The 19,573-nt window shown below is 48.0% G+C and carries 16 protein-coding genes; 2 read left to right on the plus strand and 14 right to left on the minus strand.

What is annotated here, in order from left to right:
• Positions 1 to 12: 12 nt before the first annotated feature.
• The 4 genes from M2404_RS08730 to M2404_RS08745 are packed head-to-tail and all read right to left on the minus strand — an operon-like array spanning position 13 to position 5,348.
• Positions 13 to 1,296 carry a hypothetical protein gene (locus tag M2404_RS08730; protein ID WP_259239344.1) on the minus strand — a complete coding sequence of 428 codons (1,284 nt, stop codon included), beginning with the start codon at positions 1,294 to 1,296 and terminating at the stop codon, positions 13 to 15.
• 7 nt (positions 1,297 to 1,303) lie between these two features.
• A complete protein-coding gene (locus tag M2404_RS08735; RefSeq protein ID WP_259239345.1) occupies positions 1,304 to 3,634 on the minus strand; it encodes a VanZ family protein in 2,331 nt (776 codons plus the stop codon).
• A 48-nt stretch (positions 3,635 to 3,682) separates the two neighbouring features.
• Complete coding sequence (locus tag M2404_RS08740; RefSeq protein ID WP_259239346.1) at positions 3,683 to 4,525, minus strand: hydrolase 1, exosortase A system-associated; 843 nt, start codon at positions 4,523 to 4,525, stop codon at positions 3,683 to 3,685.
• Positions 4,518 to 5,348: a serine aminopeptidase domain-containing protein gene (locus M2404_RS08745; protein ID WP_259239347.1), complete on the minus strand. Its 831-nt coding sequence runs from the start codon at positions 5,346 to 5,348 to the stop codon at positions 4,518 to 4,520. Before M2404_RS08745 ends, M2404_RS08740 begins: the two co-directional genes overlap by 8 nt.
• A 183-nt stretch (positions 5,349 to 5,531) precedes the next feature.
• Between M2404_RS08745 and M2404_RS08750 the strand changes: the two genes are divergently transcribed.
• A complete protein-coding gene (locus tag M2404_RS08750) occupies positions 5,532 to 6,581 on the plus strand; it encodes a DegT/DnrJ/EryC1/StrS family aminotransferase (RefSeq protein ID WP_259239348.1) in 1,050 nt (349 codons plus the stop codon).
• Positions 6,582 to 6,611: 30 nt separating this feature from the next.
• Here M2404_RS08750 and M2404_RS08755 read toward each other — a convergent pair whose 3' ends face one another.
• Genes M2404_RS08755 through M2404_RS08785 form a run of 7 tightly spaced genes read right to left on the minus strand, consistent with a single transcriptional unit; the run spans position 6,612 to position 14,797 of the window.
• Positions 6,612 to 7,616 (minus strand): GNAT family N-acetyltransferase, encoded by a 1,005-nt coding sequence (locus M2404_RS08755; protein ID WP_259239349.1) that lies wholly within the window; start codon positions 7,614 to 7,616, stop codon positions 6,612 to 6,614.
• On the minus strand, positions 7,613 to 8,653 hold the full coding sequence (locus M2404_RS08760) for a GNAT family N-acetyltransferase (protein ID WP_259239350.1): 1,041 nt from the start codon (positions 8,651 to 8,653) through the stop codon (positions 7,613 to 7,615). The genes M2404_RS08755 and M2404_RS08760 overlap by 4 nt, the downstream gene beginning before the upstream one ends.
• Before the next feature lie 22 nt (positions 8,654 to 8,675).
• Positions 8,676 to 9,620: a polysaccharide deacetylase family protein gene (locus tag M2404_RS08765; protein ID WP_259239351.1), complete on the minus strand. Its 945-nt coding sequence runs from the start codon at positions 9,618 to 9,620 to the stop codon at positions 8,676 to 8,678.
• Positions 9,610 to 11,421, minus strand: coding sequence for an asparagine synthetase B family protein (locus M2404_RS08770; RefSeq protein ID WP_259239352.1), 1,812 nt, complete (start codon positions 11,419 to 11,421; stop codon positions 9,610 to 9,612). Before M2404_RS08770 ends, M2404_RS08765 begins: the two co-directional genes overlap by 11 nt.
• Positions 11,422 to 11,466: 45 nt before the next feature.
• Complete coding sequence (locus M2404_RS08775; protein WP_259239353.1) at positions 11,467 to 12,441, minus strand: glycosyltransferase family 2 protein; 975 nt, start codon at positions 12,439 to 12,441, stop codon at positions 11,467 to 11,469.
• Between the two features lies 1 nt (position 12,442).
• On the minus strand, positions 12,443 to 13,348 hold the full coding sequence (locus M2404_RS08780; RefSeq protein ID WP_259239354.1) for a polysaccharide pyruvyl transferase family protein: 906 nt from the start codon (positions 13,346 to 13,348) through the stop codon (positions 12,443 to 12,445).
• A 15-nt stretch (positions 13,349 to 13,363) separates the two neighbouring features.
• A complete protein-coding gene (locus tag M2404_RS08785) occupies positions 13,364 to 14,797 on the minus strand; it encodes a lipopolysaccharide biosynthesis protein (RefSeq protein WP_259239355.1) in 1,434 nt (477 codons plus the stop codon).
• Between the two features lie 158 nt (positions 14,798 to 14,955).
• Between M2404_RS08785 and M2404_RS08790 the strand changes: the two genes are divergently transcribed.
• On the plus strand, positions 14,956 to 15,675 hold the full coding sequence (locus M2404_RS08790; protein WP_259239356.1) for a tetratricopeptide repeat protein: 720 nt from the start codon (positions 14,956 to 14,958) through the stop codon (positions 15,673 to 15,675).
• Positions 15,676 to 15,725: 50 nt separating this feature from the next.
• Here the strand turns inward: M2404_RS08790 and M2404_RS08795 are convergent, their stop codons facing one another.
• The 3 genes from M2404_RS08795 to M2404_RS08805 form a co-directional block, all read right to left on the minus strand.
• Entirely contained in the window at positions 15,726 to 17,075 is a 1,350-nt protein-coding gene (locus M2404_RS08795; protein ID WP_259239357.1) for a putative O-glycosylation ligase, exosortase A system-associated, read from the minus strand.
• Positions 17,076 to 17,154: 79 nt separating this feature from the next.
• Positions 17,155 to 18,513 (minus strand): phenylacetate--CoA ligase family protein, encoded by a 1,359-nt coding sequence (locus M2404_RS08800; protein ID WP_259239358.1) that lies wholly within the window; start codon positions 18,511 to 18,513, stop codon positions 17,155 to 17,157.
• Positions 18,510 to 19,553, minus strand: coding sequence for a glycosyltransferase family 4 protein (locus tag M2404_RS08805; RefSeq protein WP_259239359.1), 1,044 nt, complete (start codon positions 19,551 to 19,553; stop codon positions 18,510 to 18,512). Before M2404_RS08805 ends, M2404_RS08800 begins: the two co-directional genes overlap by 4 nt.
• Positions 19,554 to 19,573: the final 20 nt, after the last annotated feature.

The raw sequence follows: 19,573 nt of genomic DNA on the forward strand, positions 1-19,573 counted from the left end.
AACAGTCTGTTATTACTGGCTGTTATACAGCTTTAATGCGTTAACGCGCCCGGTAATTTCCTGCTCCAGTTGTTTAAAGCCGGCACCGTTGTAGCCACCAAGTTGTTGTTGTAATTGCTGTTCAGTTAAACCTTCTGGCAAATCCTGTGTTGGCGGCATTATCGCTTGTTCAAAGGTCAGGCTGTTAAACCGGTTTAACTGTTGTGGCGTTATTGATGGCAGATGCTCAGCAAAGTGGGTGCCTGCTCTGTCAGCTGCCAGATCGACAAAACTAAAGCCTGAGCCGCCGCTGTCTCTGTCTGCATCCATAATTTCTTTCAGATTGCCAATTTGCTGTGATAGCTGAGTATTGCCCAACATTTGCAGCACGGCTGAATACAGAAAGTGCAGAGTAAGATCGCGCCGGCCATTTAGCAGCATAGGGGGCATATTCGGTACCTGATGTAGTTTTACGCCCGGGTTGGCGTAATAAATAAATCTTTTGCTGGCAAATGCTACGGCCAAAGCCCATAGCGCGTTTTTATACTCGGTTTCTAAATTGCTGTTGTCAGCACGGTTTGCTGCTACCTGCAACAGTTCATGGGCAAAAAATGCCAGTCTGCGCTCGCGTTTATGCTGGCGCTGTAGCTGTTTTAACTGCTGCAGGTAAAATTCAATATCTGCCGCTGCAGCGCCTTGATCCGCGCCAAAACCAAAAGGCCGGTAAATTTGCGGATGCAGGCTTAGTTTAATCGGGCTGGCATTGGTAGCTTCAAAGTGCAGGCGGTTATTTATCAGCTCGCCTCTGGCAAACAATGCCAGCAGCTGTTGATCTGCCGGTTCAGCAATGACAGAGCGCACTATCAGCCTGAGCAGCGGGTTAGCAATCCAGCCCGGTAAGGTTATTGCGCCCAGTTTACAGTGTTCAATTGCGAAGCCTTTGTCTGAGGGCATAAACAGGCAAGACATCTGAACACCGCGCCTGGGCCAGTTTAGCGGCAGGTTTGCCTGAGCATGCAACGCTACGCCAAACGGATTAAGTATGCCGCTAAATTCGACTTGAGGCAGGGCATAGCTGGCTACGTTCATTAACGCATCTAACTGTTTCTGTTCAAAAACCAGTTTTATATTGCCATTGTGCTGGGCCAGATGTTGCACCGTGTCTGACAGCACACGCTGCGCTGTGGTAACGTCGCTGGCTTCTATAGTGCGCTGTGATGATACCGGTTTTGACGTGATCAGAAAAAACAACGCTACGGTAAGTACTGCCAACAACAATATGCTGCGCAAAAAATAGCGCGATAACCTATTTAGCATGGAATGGTTAAGCCCCTGAACCCGAAAATTTTATATTGCGCCGCAGCGCTATGGCCGGAATAAAAAACCAACACAACAGCCCAATCAGTGTGATAAAAGCCAGGCTGTAGCGTATAAATAATTGCAGCGGAGCGGCATACTGGGTTCTGTCCGTGCTGAGCAAAAATTGTAACGCTGAGTAAGCTTGCTGGTATTTAACGATAACACTTTCAGTGGCATTTTGCAGCAGCCACCAGGACAGTGGCAGCACAAATAAGATAAGTAGCGGTATATATTTCCAGCGGGTGTGTACCGGGGCGCTGCACTGCTGAGCTAAATAAGCAGCGACACTGAATAACAGCATCAGCCAGGCGGTAAGTGCTGTTATGGCAGCCAGGCTGCCTCCGTCTGCCAGTAGCTCAACAATATTGTCAGTTGCTGCCAGCTTTACGACTACGACATACCACAGCAGAGCCATAGCGACATTGGCACCCAGCCATAAAATGGTAGCAGTTACTTTGTTACGGCTATAAATAAGCTGCAATGCCGCCATGCAGTTAAACTGGATCAGGCAGAAAAAGCCGCTAAAACGCAGCATTAGCTCAATGGCCTGTGGCAGCATTGTCACCGGTGCACCAACAATGTCATACAGTGATTCTGTCGGCACAGTGGCATAGAGCAGCCAGAATATAACAATGCCCTGCACCAGACACAGTAGTGGCGCCCAAAGAATAAAACGGGCGTAGGTGTTAAAGGTAAAAGCAGCGGGTAAAGCCAGCAGGTACAGCATCAGGCATAAGCCCACAATAGCGCTGAAGTTATCACTTAACAGTTCACGCAGGTTGTACGGTAACGCCGGGACCCTGCTTAATAAAAACATGGCCAGTATAGATACCGCTAAATGGGCCGCCAGCCTGATATAAAGCCCTGTTACCACTTTTTTAGCGGCTGGCACAGCTGATATGCCTGTTAATGCGGCTTCGGGCAGAGAAGCTGCTGGAGTATTTTGTTGCTGCAGACGGTTAGTGAAAAAAATTGTAAAACCAAAACCTGCTGCAGCGCCACCAATTTGCAGTATGGCGTCGGTAATATCCACGGTTTTACCGGGCAAAGCCAGTTGCATGGTTTCGCATAATAATGCCAGGCCAATCACATAAATGCTGCCTGCAATCTGCAAGCTTTGTTGCTGCCAGCGCAGCGATAACTTGCGTTGAAACAGTGCCAGCATTACTCCAAGCGGGAAAAACGCCAGTAGCTTTTGCAACAGTGCAGTTATTGCACGGTACTCAGTGCCAAAGTACAGCGACTCCAGCAGCACTTTACCTTGCGCAACTTGCCACCTTTGGTTGATAAAAGCCCAGTCGAAATTAAAGTTAAATGGATACCAGAATATGATTAAAACAAACAAGCTGTAAGCCAGTATCGCCAGGCTCCACAACAAGCCGTATTTAAGCTGTACTGCGGTAGAGTTTGTTTTAATGGCGGGCTTTTGCTGCCACAGGAGCAATAATGTGGTGCTTAACCAGGCGGCTATTAAGGCACAAAGCACATCACTGATATCAGTAACCCTGCTGTAAACAAAAAGCTGGCAAAACTCCAGCAGCAGCGCCAGTAACAACACCTTGCTATATAGCCGGATGCCAGCCTGTTGCTGTTGCAGATAAAGCAGCACGGCGATAGGGCACCAAAGCAGAATATCGCTTAATACCGCATAGGTAATTTCAGCAGTTGAACCGCGGTAACCGGAAAATGGCAGTAACACAATGCGGCCTTCACGCCATTTCTTATACAACTCGACCGGGCTTAGGGTGAGATCCAGCGGTAACAGGTTGTACAGGATAAAAATGGCAATGTAACCAATCAGCAGATAGGTAACAACTGACGCCTGGCCGCGAATAAGTGGCAGCGAAGCCAAAAACTGTTTTAACTGATGGCCTCTATAGTAGTACAGAATGATACCCAGCATGGCACCGGAGGCTTCAGCAATAATGTCGTTGATGGACACTGTTCGCTGGGGGAAATACAGCTGGGTAAATTCTATACTGATGGCCAAAGCAGCACAAAACAACCAGATAGCGACAGCCAAAAACCGGTTTAGTGTTGCTGCTGGGCGGAAACTAAGCGCACAAAGTAAAAAGGCGAGCGGGATAAACAGCAGAATATTGGCTACCCAGTCTGCTCTTGATCGTATGCCAAGCTGCAGATAGGGAATATGCCAAAATTGCTCTACCGCTTCGTCAAACGGCAGGGCGACATAATGCAACGGCACCAGGCTACCGTAAATAATAAAAGCCAGATATAGCAAACAAACCAGCAGCAACCATTTGTGCAAAGCGGAGTTGTTGTTATTGCTGTGCATAAGCATCCTGCTCCCTGGTGCTATTTAGCCAAACAGTGTTACCAGTTCTTAATTTATAGTCTGCACAAAATTATAGCTTTGCTGCTCAACCTGCTCGCGCCAGAGCGCTGTAGAGAAGGTATGGCTGGCATCGCTGATATGACAGTGCCCGGCCGCCTGCAAACACTTGCCCCAGGCCGGGGTGTCGGCACACAGTTGCAAAAACTCCTGTGCGGTTAAATCGTTACCACTACTGATCAGTAATACTTTACCGTTAAATTGTTGCCAGCCGCTAAGCATAGCTGCAACATAGTTTTGCTCTGTTACTGTAAGCTGGGCAGGCGTTGCATCAGTGTGGGTTTTGCTGGCCTGTAGTGTTTGCCAGAACGAGCCCAGGCTGCGCCGTAGTGCCAAACCGCCACTAAGCGCCTTATGCCAAAATTGCCGGCTTAGCAGACGCTTTAAGTAATAGTGCTTTAACATGGTTTTGGCATGGCTTTTTTGCTGGCGTACCCAGGGGTTTAGCAGTATTACGCCACTGATGCGTGGATCGGGCCGGTTGAGTTTAATCAAAATGGCACTGGCAGCATCGCAAAGGCCCCACAGTACCACTTGTGTCAGATGCGGGCACTGCTGAAAAAACGCATCAATCGCCAGCTCTATATCTGCTGTTTGCTGGTAAAATGCGGCTTTGCTGCCGCTGCTGTCGCCCATACCGGCAGTATCCAACCGCATTGAGGGAATGCTGTGCGCGGCCAGATAGCGGCTTAGCTTAACAAACTGCCTGTGGCTGCCAACACGGTATTGTGGCCCGCCCACAATCAATAACACGCCGGTTGTTGCTGTGGCCTGATGCAAAATGGCACTTAGCTGATAACCGGTGCCTGCCAGGCTGAGATAGTGTTCAGTCATGCTGCGAGCCTTCAGTTAAGTGCTGTAGTGTCAGGGTAATGAGCTGTTCTGCACTGGCCAGTTCGGCTGTTTGCCAATAGGGCTCGGTTTTTAGCTGGGTATAGTTTAGCTGGCAGTGTTGTTGTAATTGTTCACGCATTTTTTGTACCGGCAAGGCTATGGTGTCCAGTTGCGAGGTTTCCAGCCAGTGTAGATTAACGTTGTTTAACTGCGTCGGAAAGTTGCTATTGATATTCAGCAGGCTGTGATAAAACAGCGGGCTTATCGGGTAACCGGCAATTTCAATATTGGTGCCACCTGTTAGCTGTAGCTCCAGCTCTTTCTGGCTGGTTTTATTGCCGACAGCCATGGCTTCTGCCACTTTTAAGCGTACAAACTGTTGCCAGAATTTACTGACATCAAATACTGGCTGCCATAACACCAGTTGTTGCACTGGCAAGGGTAAAGGGTGTTTATTTAGCAAGTCGAACAGTTGTAATACACCAAAGCGTACGGCAATAAAGCTGACGCTTTGGTAACCCTGTTGCTGTAACAGCAGCAATAGCTGGTAGAGATCATCGCGCCAGGTATCTGTACTGGCCTGATCCAAATCACCTTCGCTGTCGCCGGTGCCATAGTTGTCCAGCATAAAGCAGCCATAACCGGCGGTGGCCAGTTGGCGCATAGCTGCATTGATTAAATGGCGGCATTTATTCATTTCTTCGGCAAAAGGCGGAATAACCAAAATGGCATGGCGGTTGTCGGTACTGCCTTGCACGGCGCGAAGAAATAACTGCCGCTGCTGTAGTTGAATAAAACCGGTACTAAGGGGGTGTTGTTGCACTTTGCCTTCCTTGTGCTTAAACCTGAGCAGACCATATGATACCCGTTGCTGAGACGATGACCAAGGCTGTATCTTTATACTTTTTGTATTTACGCAGCTATGGCAACGACAACTATTTGCGATGTTGTTTGTGCAGTGTTACTGCTATAGCATAGTGCGGGTGTGAATTCATGGATTGAGTCAATGTCAGTACAATTTTCTGCTCCGCTGATGGATGCCAAACATTTCCCGCCTTCGCTGATTAAAGCTCAACCTGGCTTTAGTTTAACAGGTAGTAGCTTACGGCGGAACGTGCTACCGGTTAACGATGTCAGCACTTTCAGCCGGGCCCGATATGCATTGGCAGCAGCAGCTTTGCAGTTAAAGCAGAGCTCACAGCAAAATACCGTATTGTTACCGGCGTATCATTGCCCGGCGTTAGTTGAGCCATTTATTTATGCCGGTTATAACATTGTGTTTTATCCGCAGTTGGCCGATTTAAGCACCGATCCGGCTACTTTTAGCCACTTACTTACCTCGCAGATAACCCATGTGGTGGTGGTGCGTTACTTTGGTTTTAGCCAGAATGCTGATGATCTTATTCAGCAGGCGTATGCCGCAAACAAACGGGTAATTGAAGATAACGCGCACAGTCTGGTGCATTTTTGGCAAACCTGCGAGGCACAACCGCCAGCTATCAGCGCCAGTGTCAGCAGTGTTACTAAAACGCTCGGCAGTGCAGATGGCGGCGTGTTATATCTGCCTGGCTATAAGGGGTCTGCACAGGTTGCACCGGATTTTATAACAGAATTAAAAGCGCTACGCTCCGGTAACCGGCCGCTTAGCAGCTCTGTTGATGCAGGTTTACGTTATTTTCGTCCTGCAATGCAAGCAGCCGATTGTTTGCGAGCCAGCCGCTGGCTGATGTTACGTAGTAATTACGCTGCCATTAGCAGACAACGGCGGGACAATTATCAGTATCTTGCACAGCAGCTTAAGCACAGCAGTGCAGGGCAGGTATTATATCCGGCGCTGACACAATATGATGTTCCTTACGTACTGCCATTCTTACTGCATGACGTTAATAGCTTTACGCGATTACGGCAGCAACAGATCCAGGTGCTGCGCTGGGAAGAACTGGCAACACCAGCAACCGGCATTGCCAGCAGCTACCAACAGCATTTGGTACAACTGCCAGTGCACCAGGCTTTGTCAAAACAGCACCTGCAACACATAGTTAAAGCATTAAGCTGATTTTGCGGGCGGGTGATAAAACTGGTGTGATTATTTCGGCGCGGGTTTGTGCTTAAAATTGCCCGCATAATTTGTCAGGGCTCTTAATTTACCGCGCCATGTCCGCATATTGCATAACTGAATACCATAAAGTGGCCGTTTTGCTGACATCCAGTCTTTTTTATAATCGTCATTGCCGGTAAGAAAATCTACTGTGTTAACGTTGTCCCTGCAAATTACATGCTCAAGCAGTACGGCTGTCAGCACTGTTCCGGGGCTGAAGCGGGTAAAGTCGTTGTTATAAGCGAGCTTGAAAATAGCGGCAGTTTTGTCATAAACAAACCAGATTTGTGCCGCTATTGGTTCGTTATTGTAGTAAACGACGCCAATACGCAAGGTATTAATCTGCCAGTTGTGCTGGCATATGCTGTCGATAAAAGCCGGTGTGGGCTCAGATCGTTTCCAACTGCGATAATACACCTGATGGTAATCAATCAGCGCTTGCATCAGTATTTCTGCCGAACCTTCACTGTATATTTTAACGGTGAAGTTACCGTCTTTATGCATCAGCTCCTGTTTACGTTTCAGCGTATTTTTCAGCTGGCTGGGCCGGCGTTGCCAGTACTGCGCTAAGCTAGTGATATTGGGTTCGTACCAGTTTACCGAGTGTTGGTAAATAAAGCCTTTAAAGCCTAAGCTGGCAAAGCTTTGGCACCATGCCTGCGCCTGGCTGCTGTAAAGTGGCAAAATATTAATATAATCGTAGGCTGAAAATACGCTGGCGTGTTGTTGCAACGTTGCCGCACAGGGCGGCGTGGCTATAGGCTGCCCAGCAATGCCGAAAATTGGCGAATAGTAATTGGTCATACTGTTCAGGCTGTTGCCCGGCAGGCTTGGGGTGCTGCTAAAAAAAGCGACGCCAGCCTGCCCGGTTAAAGGCAGGCTAAAGTTGTGTTTGTTATGGTTTACATGCTCAGCAAAAGCACTGAACCAGTAGTCGCTGACAAATACCGGCGGTAAAGCTGAGGAACCAGGTTGCACTGTGAGCTCTGTCATGGCTCTGCTACCTCTGCAATGGGTTTTTTCTTCAGTTTTTGCTTGAGCTGGGTTAATAATTGCAGCGTTTTGCCCGCGATTTTTTCCGCATACACGGTACCGTTGTAAATAGAGCGGGTGTCGGTGGCCCATTCAAGCTGTTCTGCTGAAGCATTAGTATAAAAATCGACTACTTTTACACTGTTGTTGTCAAACAGCGTATGCAGGATCTGCTTGAGTAAGAGGCGGCCCAGCGCGAAGCTTTTAAACTCTTCATCAAAAGTTGTTTTCAGAATAATCAGCATATCGTGTTTGATGCAGCAAAGCCGGGAAGCAACGAGCCGGTCTTTTATGTAGTATTCATAAACCATGGCATTGTTCTGCTGTGCTAACTGATACAAAAAGTCACGGTAAAATTGGCCTTGCCGGTTACTGGGGTGCAAGGCTGTACCGAGTTTACCTTTCCAGCCTTTAGACTCGATCATGCCATAGCGATCTACAGCAGCTTTAATATGCTGCGCGCTACTGATCTGGCGAAAATCGATAGTTGTATTTTCGCGTTGCAGGCGGTTTTCATAGCGCGACATATTTTTACGCAGGTTTTTTGAGCGTAACTGCCAATAGCTGTCAAAGCCGTCTTGTAGAGTTATCTGCATATTGGTGGCATAAAATGCCAGCTGTTGTTCATTCAGAGTATTGATAAGTGCCTGGTGTTCTGCCGGATCCAGGCTGAGAAAATCGATACGGGCTGCTATGCCGGGTAATGCCCGCAGTAATGCCGTTATATCTGGTGTAAAGGCTGGATTGATAAGCAGCAAGCCAACCTGAGCCTGGCTGGGTTTATACAATTCCCAAATCAGTTTGTTCCGCTGTTTGAGCAACATCAGGCATTGCAATTGCCCCTGCCGGATGGCGTGCACCTGGTATAACGGTGTGTGGTTAAAATAGGCCAATAATGAGGTAAGAAACTCGGTGCCGAGTAATTGATTATTGCCATGGTAACTATTACTTAATAGGGTCCAGTCCGCAAAAAACTGCGGATCGTTTCTGTCAAACAACTTTACTTGCCAGCAAACCGGGTCAGACATGTGCAGGCTTGGTATAGTTAAGGATTAGTCGGCAGTGGAATTTCAGCGGGCTTTTATCCCAGGGGGTAAAGCGGTTTAGCAAATGGGGCGGGGTAGCTGCCGTGCAAATACCCCAGTTGGTAATCACCGCACTGCTAAAACCGGCTTCGGCGACCAGCTTTACCGTAGTGTCATCAAAATCGGTGTCTTTTACCCCGTTAGGGTAGGCAAAGTGCTGTGCGGGTTTGCCCAGCCAGTTTTCCAGTTGCTGCCTGGATTGTCGAATTTCCTGTAACTGCTGCGCTTCAGGCAATACTTTTAAAATAGGGTGGTTTACCGTGTGGGCGCCAATGGTAACACCACTATCCGATAGCTGTTTTATCTGTGCCGGTGACATCATCAGTGGCTCTTGCTCAGTGGCATTATTTTGCTGATAAAACTGGTCAATTTTTTCCAGCCGCTGCGCGACAGGTAAGTATTTTAATTTTTTCAGCCATTGCTGTGCTTTACTGCGCCGGTCTTTGGCATCAGTTAAGGTTAATTGCGTATCGTCCAGCAGCAGTTGCTGGCGCTCAGGTTGCGAGAACAGATAAATCAGCCGGTCATTCCACATATTGCTGCCCTGGCTAAACGCTGTGGCAACATATACTGTGGCCGGGATGCCGTATTTAGCCAGAATGGGCTGGGCTACTGTCAGGTTATTCAGATAACCATCGTCAAAAGTGACACACACTGCATTGGCAGGCAAAGTATTGTTTTGCAGGTGTTGCAGGGCATCCTGTAATGACAGTGGGGTAAAATAGTCGCGTAATAAGCGCATTTGCCAGTCGAATACCTCTGCGGTAGGTTCGCTTGGCCGCATTGGATCGGGCTTTGCCAGTATCTGATGGTAAATCAGAATACTCAGCTTGCTGCGGCCCAGTAATTTACCGGTAATTTGCAGTATCTTATGCAGCATAACCGGCCTCATGTTGTTGTAGCCACAGTTCCAGCGTAACCATAATCCATACCAGTTCACCATAATAACCTGAATGGCCCTGTTGATAGGTCGCCAGAGCCTGGTCAATAAAGGCTGGTTGAATAATATTGCGCTGTTTCAGGCAGGCCAGGCTGTCTGCTGTTATTTGCTGCAGTTTAGGTTGTTGCTTCATCCATACGCCAAACGGCAGGCCAAAACCATGTTTGCTTTTGCTTAGGGTGGCATTGGGCAGAAAACCGGTAAAACTGCGTTTGTAAAAATCACGCAATTTTTGCCCCGGTGCTTTAACACCGGCGCTGATTTTGCAGCTAAAATCGACCACTTCTTTTTCAAACAACGGGTAACGCACTTCAACCCCGGCCAATTGGCACATGCTGCTAACCTTAACCAGGTCGTTATCTGCCAGGGTAAACTTCCAGTCCAGATACATCATGCAGTCAACGGCATCAGCAGAGCGGCAGGCTTTATAACGCTGTTGCTTTTGTTGTAGTGGCAGTTGGCTATCAATACTGGCGATAAATTCCGGACAAAACATTTGCTTAATATCAAACCGGTTTAAAAAGTTGTAGCTGTCCAGCCGGTCCGGTAGGGCAACTTTGGCCTGATTAATGTAGCTATATGCTTTTTTCAGCCCCGGCAATTTCGCCGCATAAATGTTGTAAAAACATAAATCCAGTGATGATTGTAGTAAGCCCGGCAGGGCGCGGTAATGTTCAAAAGTTTTTTGTTTTACGTAACGCTCATTACCGGCAAATATTTCGTCACCGCCGTCACCGGCTAACAGCACTTTTATACCATCTTCTGCTGCTACTTTGGCGCAGATATAGGCTGCCATGGCAGAAGAATTACCAAAGGGCTCATTAAACGCAGCTGCCACAGTACTGAAATGTTGTGTAATCTCTTCCGGCTGCAGGTAATGTACTTTATGTTCGGTGCCGAAATGCTTCGCTGTGATCAGGGCATAGGCTGTTTCGTCGTAACCTTTGGCTTCAAAACCAATAGAGTAAGTTTTGGCACTGACACCGGTATTGGCGCTGTGCTTTGCCAGCATACCGGCAACAGTTGAGCTATCCAGCCCGCCACTTAAAAAGGCGGCGCAGTCGGGGCTGATATTACGCGCAACGGCTTCGGATATCAGTTGCTGACATTGCTGCTGTAATACCTGCTGCGGTTCGGCTGACGGGGTGAAATCCGGCTGATAATAGGTTTCGCTGTGCAGGTTGCCGTCATTACCTATTGTAAAGACGACGCCCGGTTCCAGTTTTTTAATCTGCTGATATATCGCATCAGGCGAAGGAATGCAGTGAAAATACAAATAATTATAAACTGCCTGAGTATCCAGGTTTACGCTGGGGTTGTGCTGGCGTAATAACGACAGGCTATCGCTGACCAGCAGTGTACCGTGCTGCCTGCTGTCGATAAAACAGGGCACAGCGCCGACATGGTCATTAACTATCCGGATAGTGCCCTGGCGTTTGTCGGCAATAATCAATACAAAGAAACCGGCGATCTGCGGATAAAACTGATGTGGCTGTTGCTGATACAGCTGTAGAAACCATTGCGCGGCACCGTCTGGCAGATAATCCTGATTATATGGCCTTACCCGGCCCAACAGGCACACCAGCGTGTGTTCATCTTCTGCAAGCTGTAACGGGAGCCGGCTGAAAATATGCAGGGTATTCAATGCACCTGTACCATTAAGGGTAAGCATATTGGTGTGCGGTGTAATAGCACCGGCATCAGTTGCTGTAGAGGTGTAAGTTCCTGCATGGCGCCACATTGTTGTATTCCTTACGTTATTCACAGTTAACAATCATTGTTTCACTTAACTGGTTGCGGTTTTTTTACGCAAAAACAGTTTATACAGCTGCGGTACGGCACATATCGTGCTGAGCAGTATCGCTTTACCCAACCGGTAACGGTACCGAATGCAGCCTTTAAACGATACCAGTGCTTTATCCCGGTGGCCTTGCATCATGGCATTATAACCATAGGTAAAATGCCGTGCGCCCAGATAATGGTTTACAACAGGCTGAGATGCTTGCTCACCCGAAGGACACTTCAGACCGTAGTTGGCAATAGCGGACTCAAGTACCAGTAAACTGAAGTTTTTCGCGTGCACTTTTTTTGTTGTGCTGTCAGGGTTGTCGCGGTACACCGCATAGGTTCGCGACAGCTTGGCCATTTGATATCGTTGCGATATCCGCAGCCATAAGTCGTGATCTTCGCCAATGCGATATTCAGTGTTAAACATGCCAATGTTGTCTATTACGTCCCGGCGCAGTACGGCGGTGATGGTATGAATAACTGAATCTTTCAGCAGCTTCAGATATAACCAACCACTGTAATAGGTATCTTCAGTTGTATCAGCCGGACCGGTACTGGCAAGTTGAGCGGAGATTTGCTCCAGCGATGTTTCACCATGCCAGATTGCCCAGCCGCAATAGCATAAACCGATATCAGGATGCTGCTGTAAATAAGAGATCTGCGCAGTTAATTTACCGGGTAACCATAAATCATCGCTGTCATTAAACGCAATAAACTGGCCGTTGGCGATACGCATGCCGGCATTTCGGGCTGCGGCTGGCCCTTGGTTAGCCTGCTGCAGCACGATAATTTTGTCACCAAACTGGCGCAAAATATCAATGCTGTTATCGGTTGAGCCATCATCTACTACAATGACTTCGATATTGCTGTAATCCTGCGCCAGTACGCTGTCAATCGCTTCGCTAATATGCGCAGCACTGTTATAGCACGGGATAATCACACTAACTAGAGGGTTCGCTGTGTCTGATACCATCTCAAATACCAAAGTCCTGCTTAAACTGGTGTACCTTTTCCTGCAAGCGGGCAGTGTTGTTATTAAACACGGTATTGCTGCTCAAGTGCGGCGGCGTGATCCTGGCAATGTCTGCCAGCCTTGCAGCAACCAGGTCAATATGTTGCCGCTCAGACTGGCGTGGTGGAGGTGCTCCCCAATCTGAGCGCCATAGCGGTGTATTTTGCAGGGTGCGTTTAAGCATGTTTTTCAGCCGCACAGTCTTTTCAGCTGTTTCATCGCCGCGCCATACCGGCGGAATAGTGGCAAAGTCTGCGGTTAGCTGTACCGATTGCAGCCAGTCTTGCCACTTGTATTCGGATATATGCGGATAGGCTTTTACCGGGATCCATGGCACACGAAACGAGTCGGCAAGTATGGCACCATGCATCGCTTCTGTTAGCAGCAACTCGGTCTGGCGAATTCCGTCAAACACCTGCAAAAAAGGTTTTCTCGGATCAAGAAAGTGGATACCTGCCTGCTGACATACTGTCTCCCAGTCACCCAACCGGGCGCTTTCGCAATGCGGCATAAAACTGACTTTATAGTGTTTTTCTACAGCCGGTGTATACAGCTGTGCGGATAAAGATGCCGGATCGGTAATTGCCAGCTCTGCGGGCAGCCCCAGTGCTTTTGCGGTTAACGGGCCGCGGACACAATAGAACTTCCAGTTTGCATTAATGGCTGGTAACTGGCCATAACCGTGGCCGGAACCAAAAACGGTTACTGCTGGCGCCGGTGGAATACGGTGGTTTAGCAGGGTGCCTACACCAACAAACAGCTCGGCAGCATCGGCACGGAAAAAATCCGGGAATAGCTGCTGCCATAACCAGGGGTTAAGATCGTCGCCGAAATTACCTTCTTTGTCTTTAAAATAATAAAGCTGCAAAATACTGTCCTTGTATCAGAGTCTGAATTTCAGGGCTTCGTTAAAACGTTCTTTAAAACACAAGCGCAGAGCAAGCGCATAAAACACTGCGCCAGCCACTATCATGATCACCAGCCGTAGTAGCATTGCCATATCAGCCAATAGCAGTTGCTGCATAGCATACAATAGCCCCAACATCGTGCAGGATAACAACAGGGGAGGCATTACTGCCCCGATAATTGCCATGCTGCTGATGCCAGCGCGCGAAGCGCATAAGTATACCGCAAACAGAAAAAACAGCGGGGTGGTAATAAGCCAGGACGCCGCCACTGCAGTAATGCCGTAACCGGAGGCAAAATAAATGGCAATAGCAGTAAGCAGCAGTGAAAAACTAACGTGAATAAGCCCGGTAGACGGAAAGCCGAGTGCTTTCATCAGAGGGGTAAACAGGTTTGAAATAATACGCAGCGGTATCGTCAGCAGTATCAGTTGCAATGGCAACACGGCATGGCTCCAGTGCTGGCCCAGTATCAGTTGCACCAGTTCATCAGCCGTGGCGGCAAAACCATAAAATAACGGAAAGCAGAATAATGTAATAATACGCAGCATATAGCAGAATACCTGCTGATATTTTTGCTTGTCATGCCCGATAGCGGCATACATAGGGTAGGCCACTTCATTAATCAGCGGCATGGCTTTTGTCATGGGCATTAATGCCAGATGCATAGCCACGGCGTAATATCCCAACTGGTTTGCCTCAATAAATCTGGCAGCAATCAGAATGTCGGCTTTCATAAACAGAGTAAAGAGTATGCCGGTAGCCATCAGTGTCAGGCCAAATTTTAACGCTGGCAGCATGCCGCTGAACTGAAACAGAGGTAAGTAAAACCGGCGCAGCGCCACGTTATAGCCAACAGCACGAATAAATACCACCGCAATATTTGACAGTATTAATGACCAGAAACCAAAACCGTAAAAGGCTAACAGCAATGCCAGCGCACTGCCGCTGAGGGTTGCCACAAAATCAATTTTAGAGCGGCTTTTAAAATTCATTTCTCTGGCAAGCAGGTTAGATGACACTGTGATCCATGGCATAACCAAAAACACCGTGGCCGATGCGTACAGCACATATTGCAAAGTGGGTTGCTGGTAAAAAGCCGCTACAGTGCCGGCAAAACTGAGCTGCAATATGGCAAGGCCACCGTTTAGCAGCATGAGTAAGCAGAGAATTTTTCTGATGTAAGGCTCATCCAACTGCTTTTGCCGCACCAGTACGTCACCGAGCCCGGCACTGGCAAATTGCAATGCCAGCATCAGCACCATTTCAGCAATAGCAACTATGCCATAATCAGCAGGAGTAAGCAGACGGATAACTAACAGAGATGCCAGCCAGGTGAATACCTGTGACAGCAGGCGTAAACTCAATGTCCATCTGAAAGCCGTACGGGCCCGGCTGGATATGCTATCCATGCAATCCTCTTGAATTGTTGCCATAACTTTTACGGCAATGCGCCATTCTAACGTCTGACGCGCTAAAGTTAAAGCCGGATAATCACTAATGCTAAATTGGCAGGATTTTGCTATGGTTAACGCGTTTTCGCGTTTAATAATATTTATCAAGGATGGTAATGATGAAAAAATCAGCTTTTATTTATACCGCAGCACTAATATTACCAACCTCTGTTTTGGGTTTTGACTTTACGCCTACGCAGGCAGAGTTCAATACCTGGGATCAGCGCTGTAAACTAGCCTATTCGGCCACCGGTGCCGCGCGTAAATCTGGCTTGTATCCTAACCTGAATAAAGCCGACAGTACTAAAGCCCTGGCTTTCGCCGAATCTGCCGGTGGAGCCTGGCACTATTGTGCCGGCGTGGTGTACCTTAAACGCGCTGAGGCAAGTTCGGGAAATTTGCGTGAAGCCAGTTTAAAACGGGCTTTGAGTGAAATTCAGTTTACGGCACGTAATATCAATAAAGACCACAGCTGGTACCCGGAAATTTATATTGATATGGCTAAGGTTTACTTTGAAATGGGTGATAAAAAAGCCGGTTTTGAGACACTGCGGGGTGTATTAAAAACACACAAAAATAACTCATTGTCTTATACCGCTTTAGCTTATTACCTGAAAAGAAACGGCGATGCTAAAGCTGCACTAAAAGTGTTAAAGCAGGCACCAGAGAGTTTGCAGGCCGAATCAGCTGAACTTAACTACTTTTTGGGTTGGTACTCACTTGATGCCGGGCAAACTGATGATGCCGTGCAGTATGCCACCAGAGCTTATCAGCTTGGTTATCCTGTGCCGGGGCTGAGAAATAAACTGCAGGCGCAAGGCAGAATAATACCTTAAAGCATATCTGCGCTTACTTAAGCGCAGAGTTTTTGCCATTCAGATGCTATTTAGTAGGTCAGCTTTGGCCGGTGGGAAGTGCTTTCTGCTGCGACACTGTTTTGGGCTGGCGGCTGCTCCGGCTGATATAGTTTGTATATCGATATAGCCGAGACAATGCCAGCCAGAGCATAGAATAAGTCAAAATAGGCCAAACTAACATTAGCGCCGGTAACACAAAAACCTATCAGGGATAATGATATTGCCGAGCTGAGTTTTTCGCACCAGAGCTGTTGATATTTTTTGGCTTTTAACCGGCTACTTCGGTTTACCCACAACATGCTCATCAAAATCATCAGGAAGATGCTCAGGCCAACATAGCCGTGGTCACCCAATACCTGAAAATAAATATTATGTGCGGCTTTAGGGGCTGAACCTTCGGGGATCTCCGGTGTTTCAATCGGACCAAAAAATGGTGTAAAAGGTGCATAGCTGTGCCAGACCAAATGGTCTGTTGCGCCCATAAAACCGGCACCTGTAATAGGGTGGTCGCGCGCTATCATAACTGCAATTTTCCAGGCCCATAACCTGCCGATAAAAGAGGCATCATCTGTGGATGCGGTTTCAATAGTGCTTTGTCTTTCCCGCCAGTGCTCCGGTGTTGATTGGTAAGCTGTGGGCAAAATGATAATAGCTAACAAGGCCCAAAGTAGTTTACGTTTAGATTTCCACCAGAAAGCTAATGCCAGTATTGTCAGGCCAATAAAACCACCGCGCGAACCCGTGCCAACAATAGCCAGAATGTTCATTAGCAACAGGCCCCATAAACCCAGTTTTAAGTAATAATGCCGGGTGGCGTAGATCAGATAAACAATCAATGGAATACACATATTAACCGCAACGGCAAAATCGTTGCGATCGCGGATGGCGCCCGCACGGCCTGTAACCATGTGGCCACCACCTGACAAGATAAACTTAACCGATTCCATGGCTGCATAGGATGAAATAGCCAGCACAATGGCCCATATCAGGGTATCAATATGTAATTTTTTATTAATAATCAGAGAGATAAAGAAGTAAAAAATTAATACCTTAATAAACTGTTGCCAATAGTCAGTGGCGTACGTTGAGATACTGTGCAAGCTGGTAAAAGAGGTGATTAATGTCCAGATGCCAAATAGCAAAATCCAGAAACTTATTGAGTTAAAAGCAAATGTCTTGCGCTTTTGCACCACTATATAAGAGATAACCGTAACCAGCACTATAGTCAGGTTAAGCCGGAAACTGCTGGAAAAACCAAACGCCCAGTTTGCCGGAGCCATCAGTGAGATCCAAGCCCAGGATGCAATACCCAAAAATGGCCGCTTAAAACAGAAATAAATCGCGACAAATAAAAACAGAACCAATAATAAATCGCGCATCAGCTTTTATCCTGCCTGTCAGCCCAATACAGCAGATAGCACACCGCGATGATGGCAGTTAACAGATACAAGCTATCTATCATACCGCTGTTACCTTGCTGATAACGTAGCGATACTTGCCTGACTTTTCTGGTTTTATTTCGCTACACTGTTGCACATCAATGTCCACATTTTGTCCCAGCCTGGCTTTTAGGCCACTACTGATTTGCTGGTGTACTTCAGCAGGGAGTTCTCCCTGCTGCCATACCACCTGCACCGATGTCAGGCTGAGTGATTCCTGCACTATTTTAAAGGCTTTTATACCACTAATATCGCGCAGAATATAAATCAGTGCCAGGCCGTGCATCATAGTGCCGTCTGCAGCTTTAACAAAATCGGTACTGCGCCCTTCAATTGATTCCAGCAGTGGCAAACTGCGGCCACAACAGCAACGTTCTGTCGCAATAGTGCCAACATCGCCTGTACGGTAGCGCACAAAAGGGAACTCAGACGTTGCCAGATGGGTTATCACTATTTCTCCGGCTTGCCCGGCAGGCAGTACCTGGCCCTGAGCATCAACTATTTCTACAATGATGTCTTCGTAGGATAAGTGCATACCGCCGTGCGGGCACTGATGGGCAATAAAACCGGCATCGCGGCCACCATAGCCGTTGGCTACCGGCGCACCAAATACGGTGCTTATTAACTCACGCTGATAAGGGTAGAGCCGCTCAGAGGTAACAAAAACCACTTTAATACCCAGGTTGTTCATGGCAATGCCGTGGCGCTGTGCCGTTTGTGCCAGCAAGTGGTAAACCGACGGATAGCCAAACAGCATACGGGGTTTAACATCGCGTATTTGCTGTAAAAAGCTTAGTAGTTTCTCTTCAGTTAAATCAAACGCCGGTACCAGTTTTGAGCGAAACAGCCGGTCGCGCCAGATACGGGCTTTGTCCTGGGCATTAAGCTCAATGGGTGAGCCCCAGGCAACAATTTCTTTGTCACCAATATCCACACCCCACCAGCGTGTTGCCCGCCATTTGGCTGCTACATCGTGTGATACCCGTTCGTTGCCGAGTAAAAAAATCAGGGGCTGCCCACTGGAGCCGCCGGTATTAAAGCGTTTCAGCTCACCGGCGTTGCCCGCTTTTAACTCAGTAAAATGCTCGCTTACCAGCGCTTTAGTTAAAAATGGTAATTTGCTTAATTCGGCCGCAGTTTGAATATCATCAGGTGTAAGACCGTGTTGTTGCATCAGATTACGGTAATAGGGCACCTGCTGGTAAAGTTGGGTAATAAAGCGCTGCAGATTGTGGTTTTGCAGTTGCTGCAGTTTTTCCGCTGCTAACCACTGGCTTTGTTCTAACTGACGGCGGCGGCGTACGCTGTCATGCTTTTTAAAAAATTCCTGCAACGGAAAAATAACAGCTGAGATAAATCGGGTATAAAGCGCTGTCATGCCTGATGCTCCATGGCACGTATTGCCGTATTGTAATGTCCGGCCAGTTGGCTGCCGACAATGTGCCAGTGGAAGCGGCCGCTGTTTAGCAGGCCATTTTGCACTAAATGCTGGCGTAATGCCGGAGAAGTCAGCAGTTGTTGTGCATACGTAAACATAGCCTGATAATCGCCCGGCTCTGTTAGCAGAGCGTCAGTTTTATCGGTTACTAAACGAGGAATACCGCCGACGTTGGTGCTTATTACCGGTACTCCGCAGGCCATGGCTTCAATAACCGAATTAGGGGAGTTATCAACCAGGCTGCTGTTTAGCATAATATCGGCACTGCGGTACAGTTTGGCCATTTGTGTTGTGTCCAGCCTACCGGCAAAGTGTACCGCCCGGGTTAGGCCGCTTTGTTGCACCTGTTGTTGCAATTGTGCTAGCAAAGGGCCGGTACCGGCAATGGTTAACGTTGCCTGTGGATACTGCTGATAAACCAGTTCAAAGGCTTTTACTGCCGTAGCCACATCGTAAATGGCTTCCAGATTACGGGTAACAATAAAGTGCGGTGCTGTTACCGGCGCTGTGCTGGCTGCAGCGGCCGGATAAAACAACGTATGGTCAAGAATATTGGGTACTATCGCAGATGGCTGATCATAGCTGGCAAATACCTGCTGTAAAAAAACAGATGGTACCAGCACGGCACTGGCCCGGCGCAGTGAGAAATGCACTTTGCGCCAACTGGCGGCAAAAAATGTTTCGGCGTGTCCGCCACGGTAATTTACAATAACCGGTGTGCGCCGCAGATAGCTTATCCAGATAGCGGGTGCAGCAAACAAATGCCATGACCAGCCAGAGTTAGCCATAATATGTACTACCTGTGCTCTCCCAACGGCCTGATACAGGCTAATAATATAAGGTATCAGCCTGAACAGGGCTCGCAGCCCCGCAATACGGCAGACAAATGCCGGGCGGTACGGTGCGTTTACCGCAACCAGCTCAACGCTGGCACCATCTTGCTGCAGCAGTGCTTTGAGTTGCCGGGTTTGGTTTGCCATGCCTCCGGCAGGCGGCGGGA

The sequence above is a fragment of the Rheinheimera pacifica genome, assembly GCF_024809855.1.
GTDB classification, from domain to species: domain Bacteria; phylum Pseudomonadota; class Gammaproteobacteria; order Enterobacterales; family Alteromonadaceae; genus Alishewanella; species Alishewanella pacifica_A.

Bases quoted from the DNA above. Each gene is read 5' to 3' on its own strand.
- M2404_RS08800 (WP_259239358.1), bottom strand. From the start codon at position 18,513: ATGACAGCGCTTTATACCCGATTTATCTCAGCTGTTATTTTTCCGTTG.
- M2404_RS08785 (WP_259239355.1), bottom strand. From the start codon at position 14,797: ATGGATAGCATATCCAGCCGGGCCCGTACGGCTTTCAGATGGACATTG.
- M2404_RS08730 (WP_259239344.1), bottom strand. From the start codon at position 1,296: ATGCTAAATAGGTTATCGCGCTATTTTTTGCGCAGCATATTGTTGTTG.
- M2404_RS08770 (WP_259239352.1), bottom strand. From the start codon at position 11,421: ATGTGGCGCCATGCAGGAACTTACACCTCTACAGCAACTGATGCCGGT.
- M2404_RS08735 (WP_259239345.1), bottom strand. From the start codon at position 3,634: ATGCACAGCAATAACAACAACTCCGCTTTGCACAAATGGTTGCTGCTG.
- M2404_RS08755 (WP_259239349.1), bottom strand. From the start codon at position 7,616: ATGACAGAGCTCACAGTGCAACCTGGTTCCTCAGCTTTACCGCCGGTA.
- M2404_RS08775 (WP_259239353.1), bottom strand. From the start codon at position 12,441: ATGGTATCAGACACAGCGAACCCTCTAGTTAGTGTGATTATCCCGTGC.
- M2404_RS08740 (WP_259239346.1), bottom strand. From the start codon at position 4,525: ATGACTGAACACTATCTCAGCCTGGCAGGCACCGGTTATCAGCTAAGT.
- M2404_RS08790 (WP_259239356.1), top strand. From the start codon at position 14,956: ATGATGAAAAAATCAGCTTTTATTTATACCGCAGCACTAATATTACCA.
- M2404_RS08765 (WP_259239351.1), bottom strand. From the start codon at position 9,620: ATGCTGCATAAGATACTGCAAATTACCGGTAAATTACTGGGCCGCAGC.
- M2404_RS08795 (WP_259239357.1), bottom strand. From the start codon at position 17,075: ATGCGCGATTTATTATTGGTTCTGTTTTTATTTGTCGCGATTTATTTC.
- M2404_RS08750 (WP_259239348.1), top strand. From the start codon at position 5,532: ATGTCAGTACAATTTTCTGCTCCGCTGATGGATGCCAAACATTTCCCG.
- M2404_RS08805 (WP_259239359.1), bottom strand. From the start codon at position 19,553: ATGGCAAACCAAACCCGGCAACTCAAAGCACTGCTGCAGCAAGATGGT.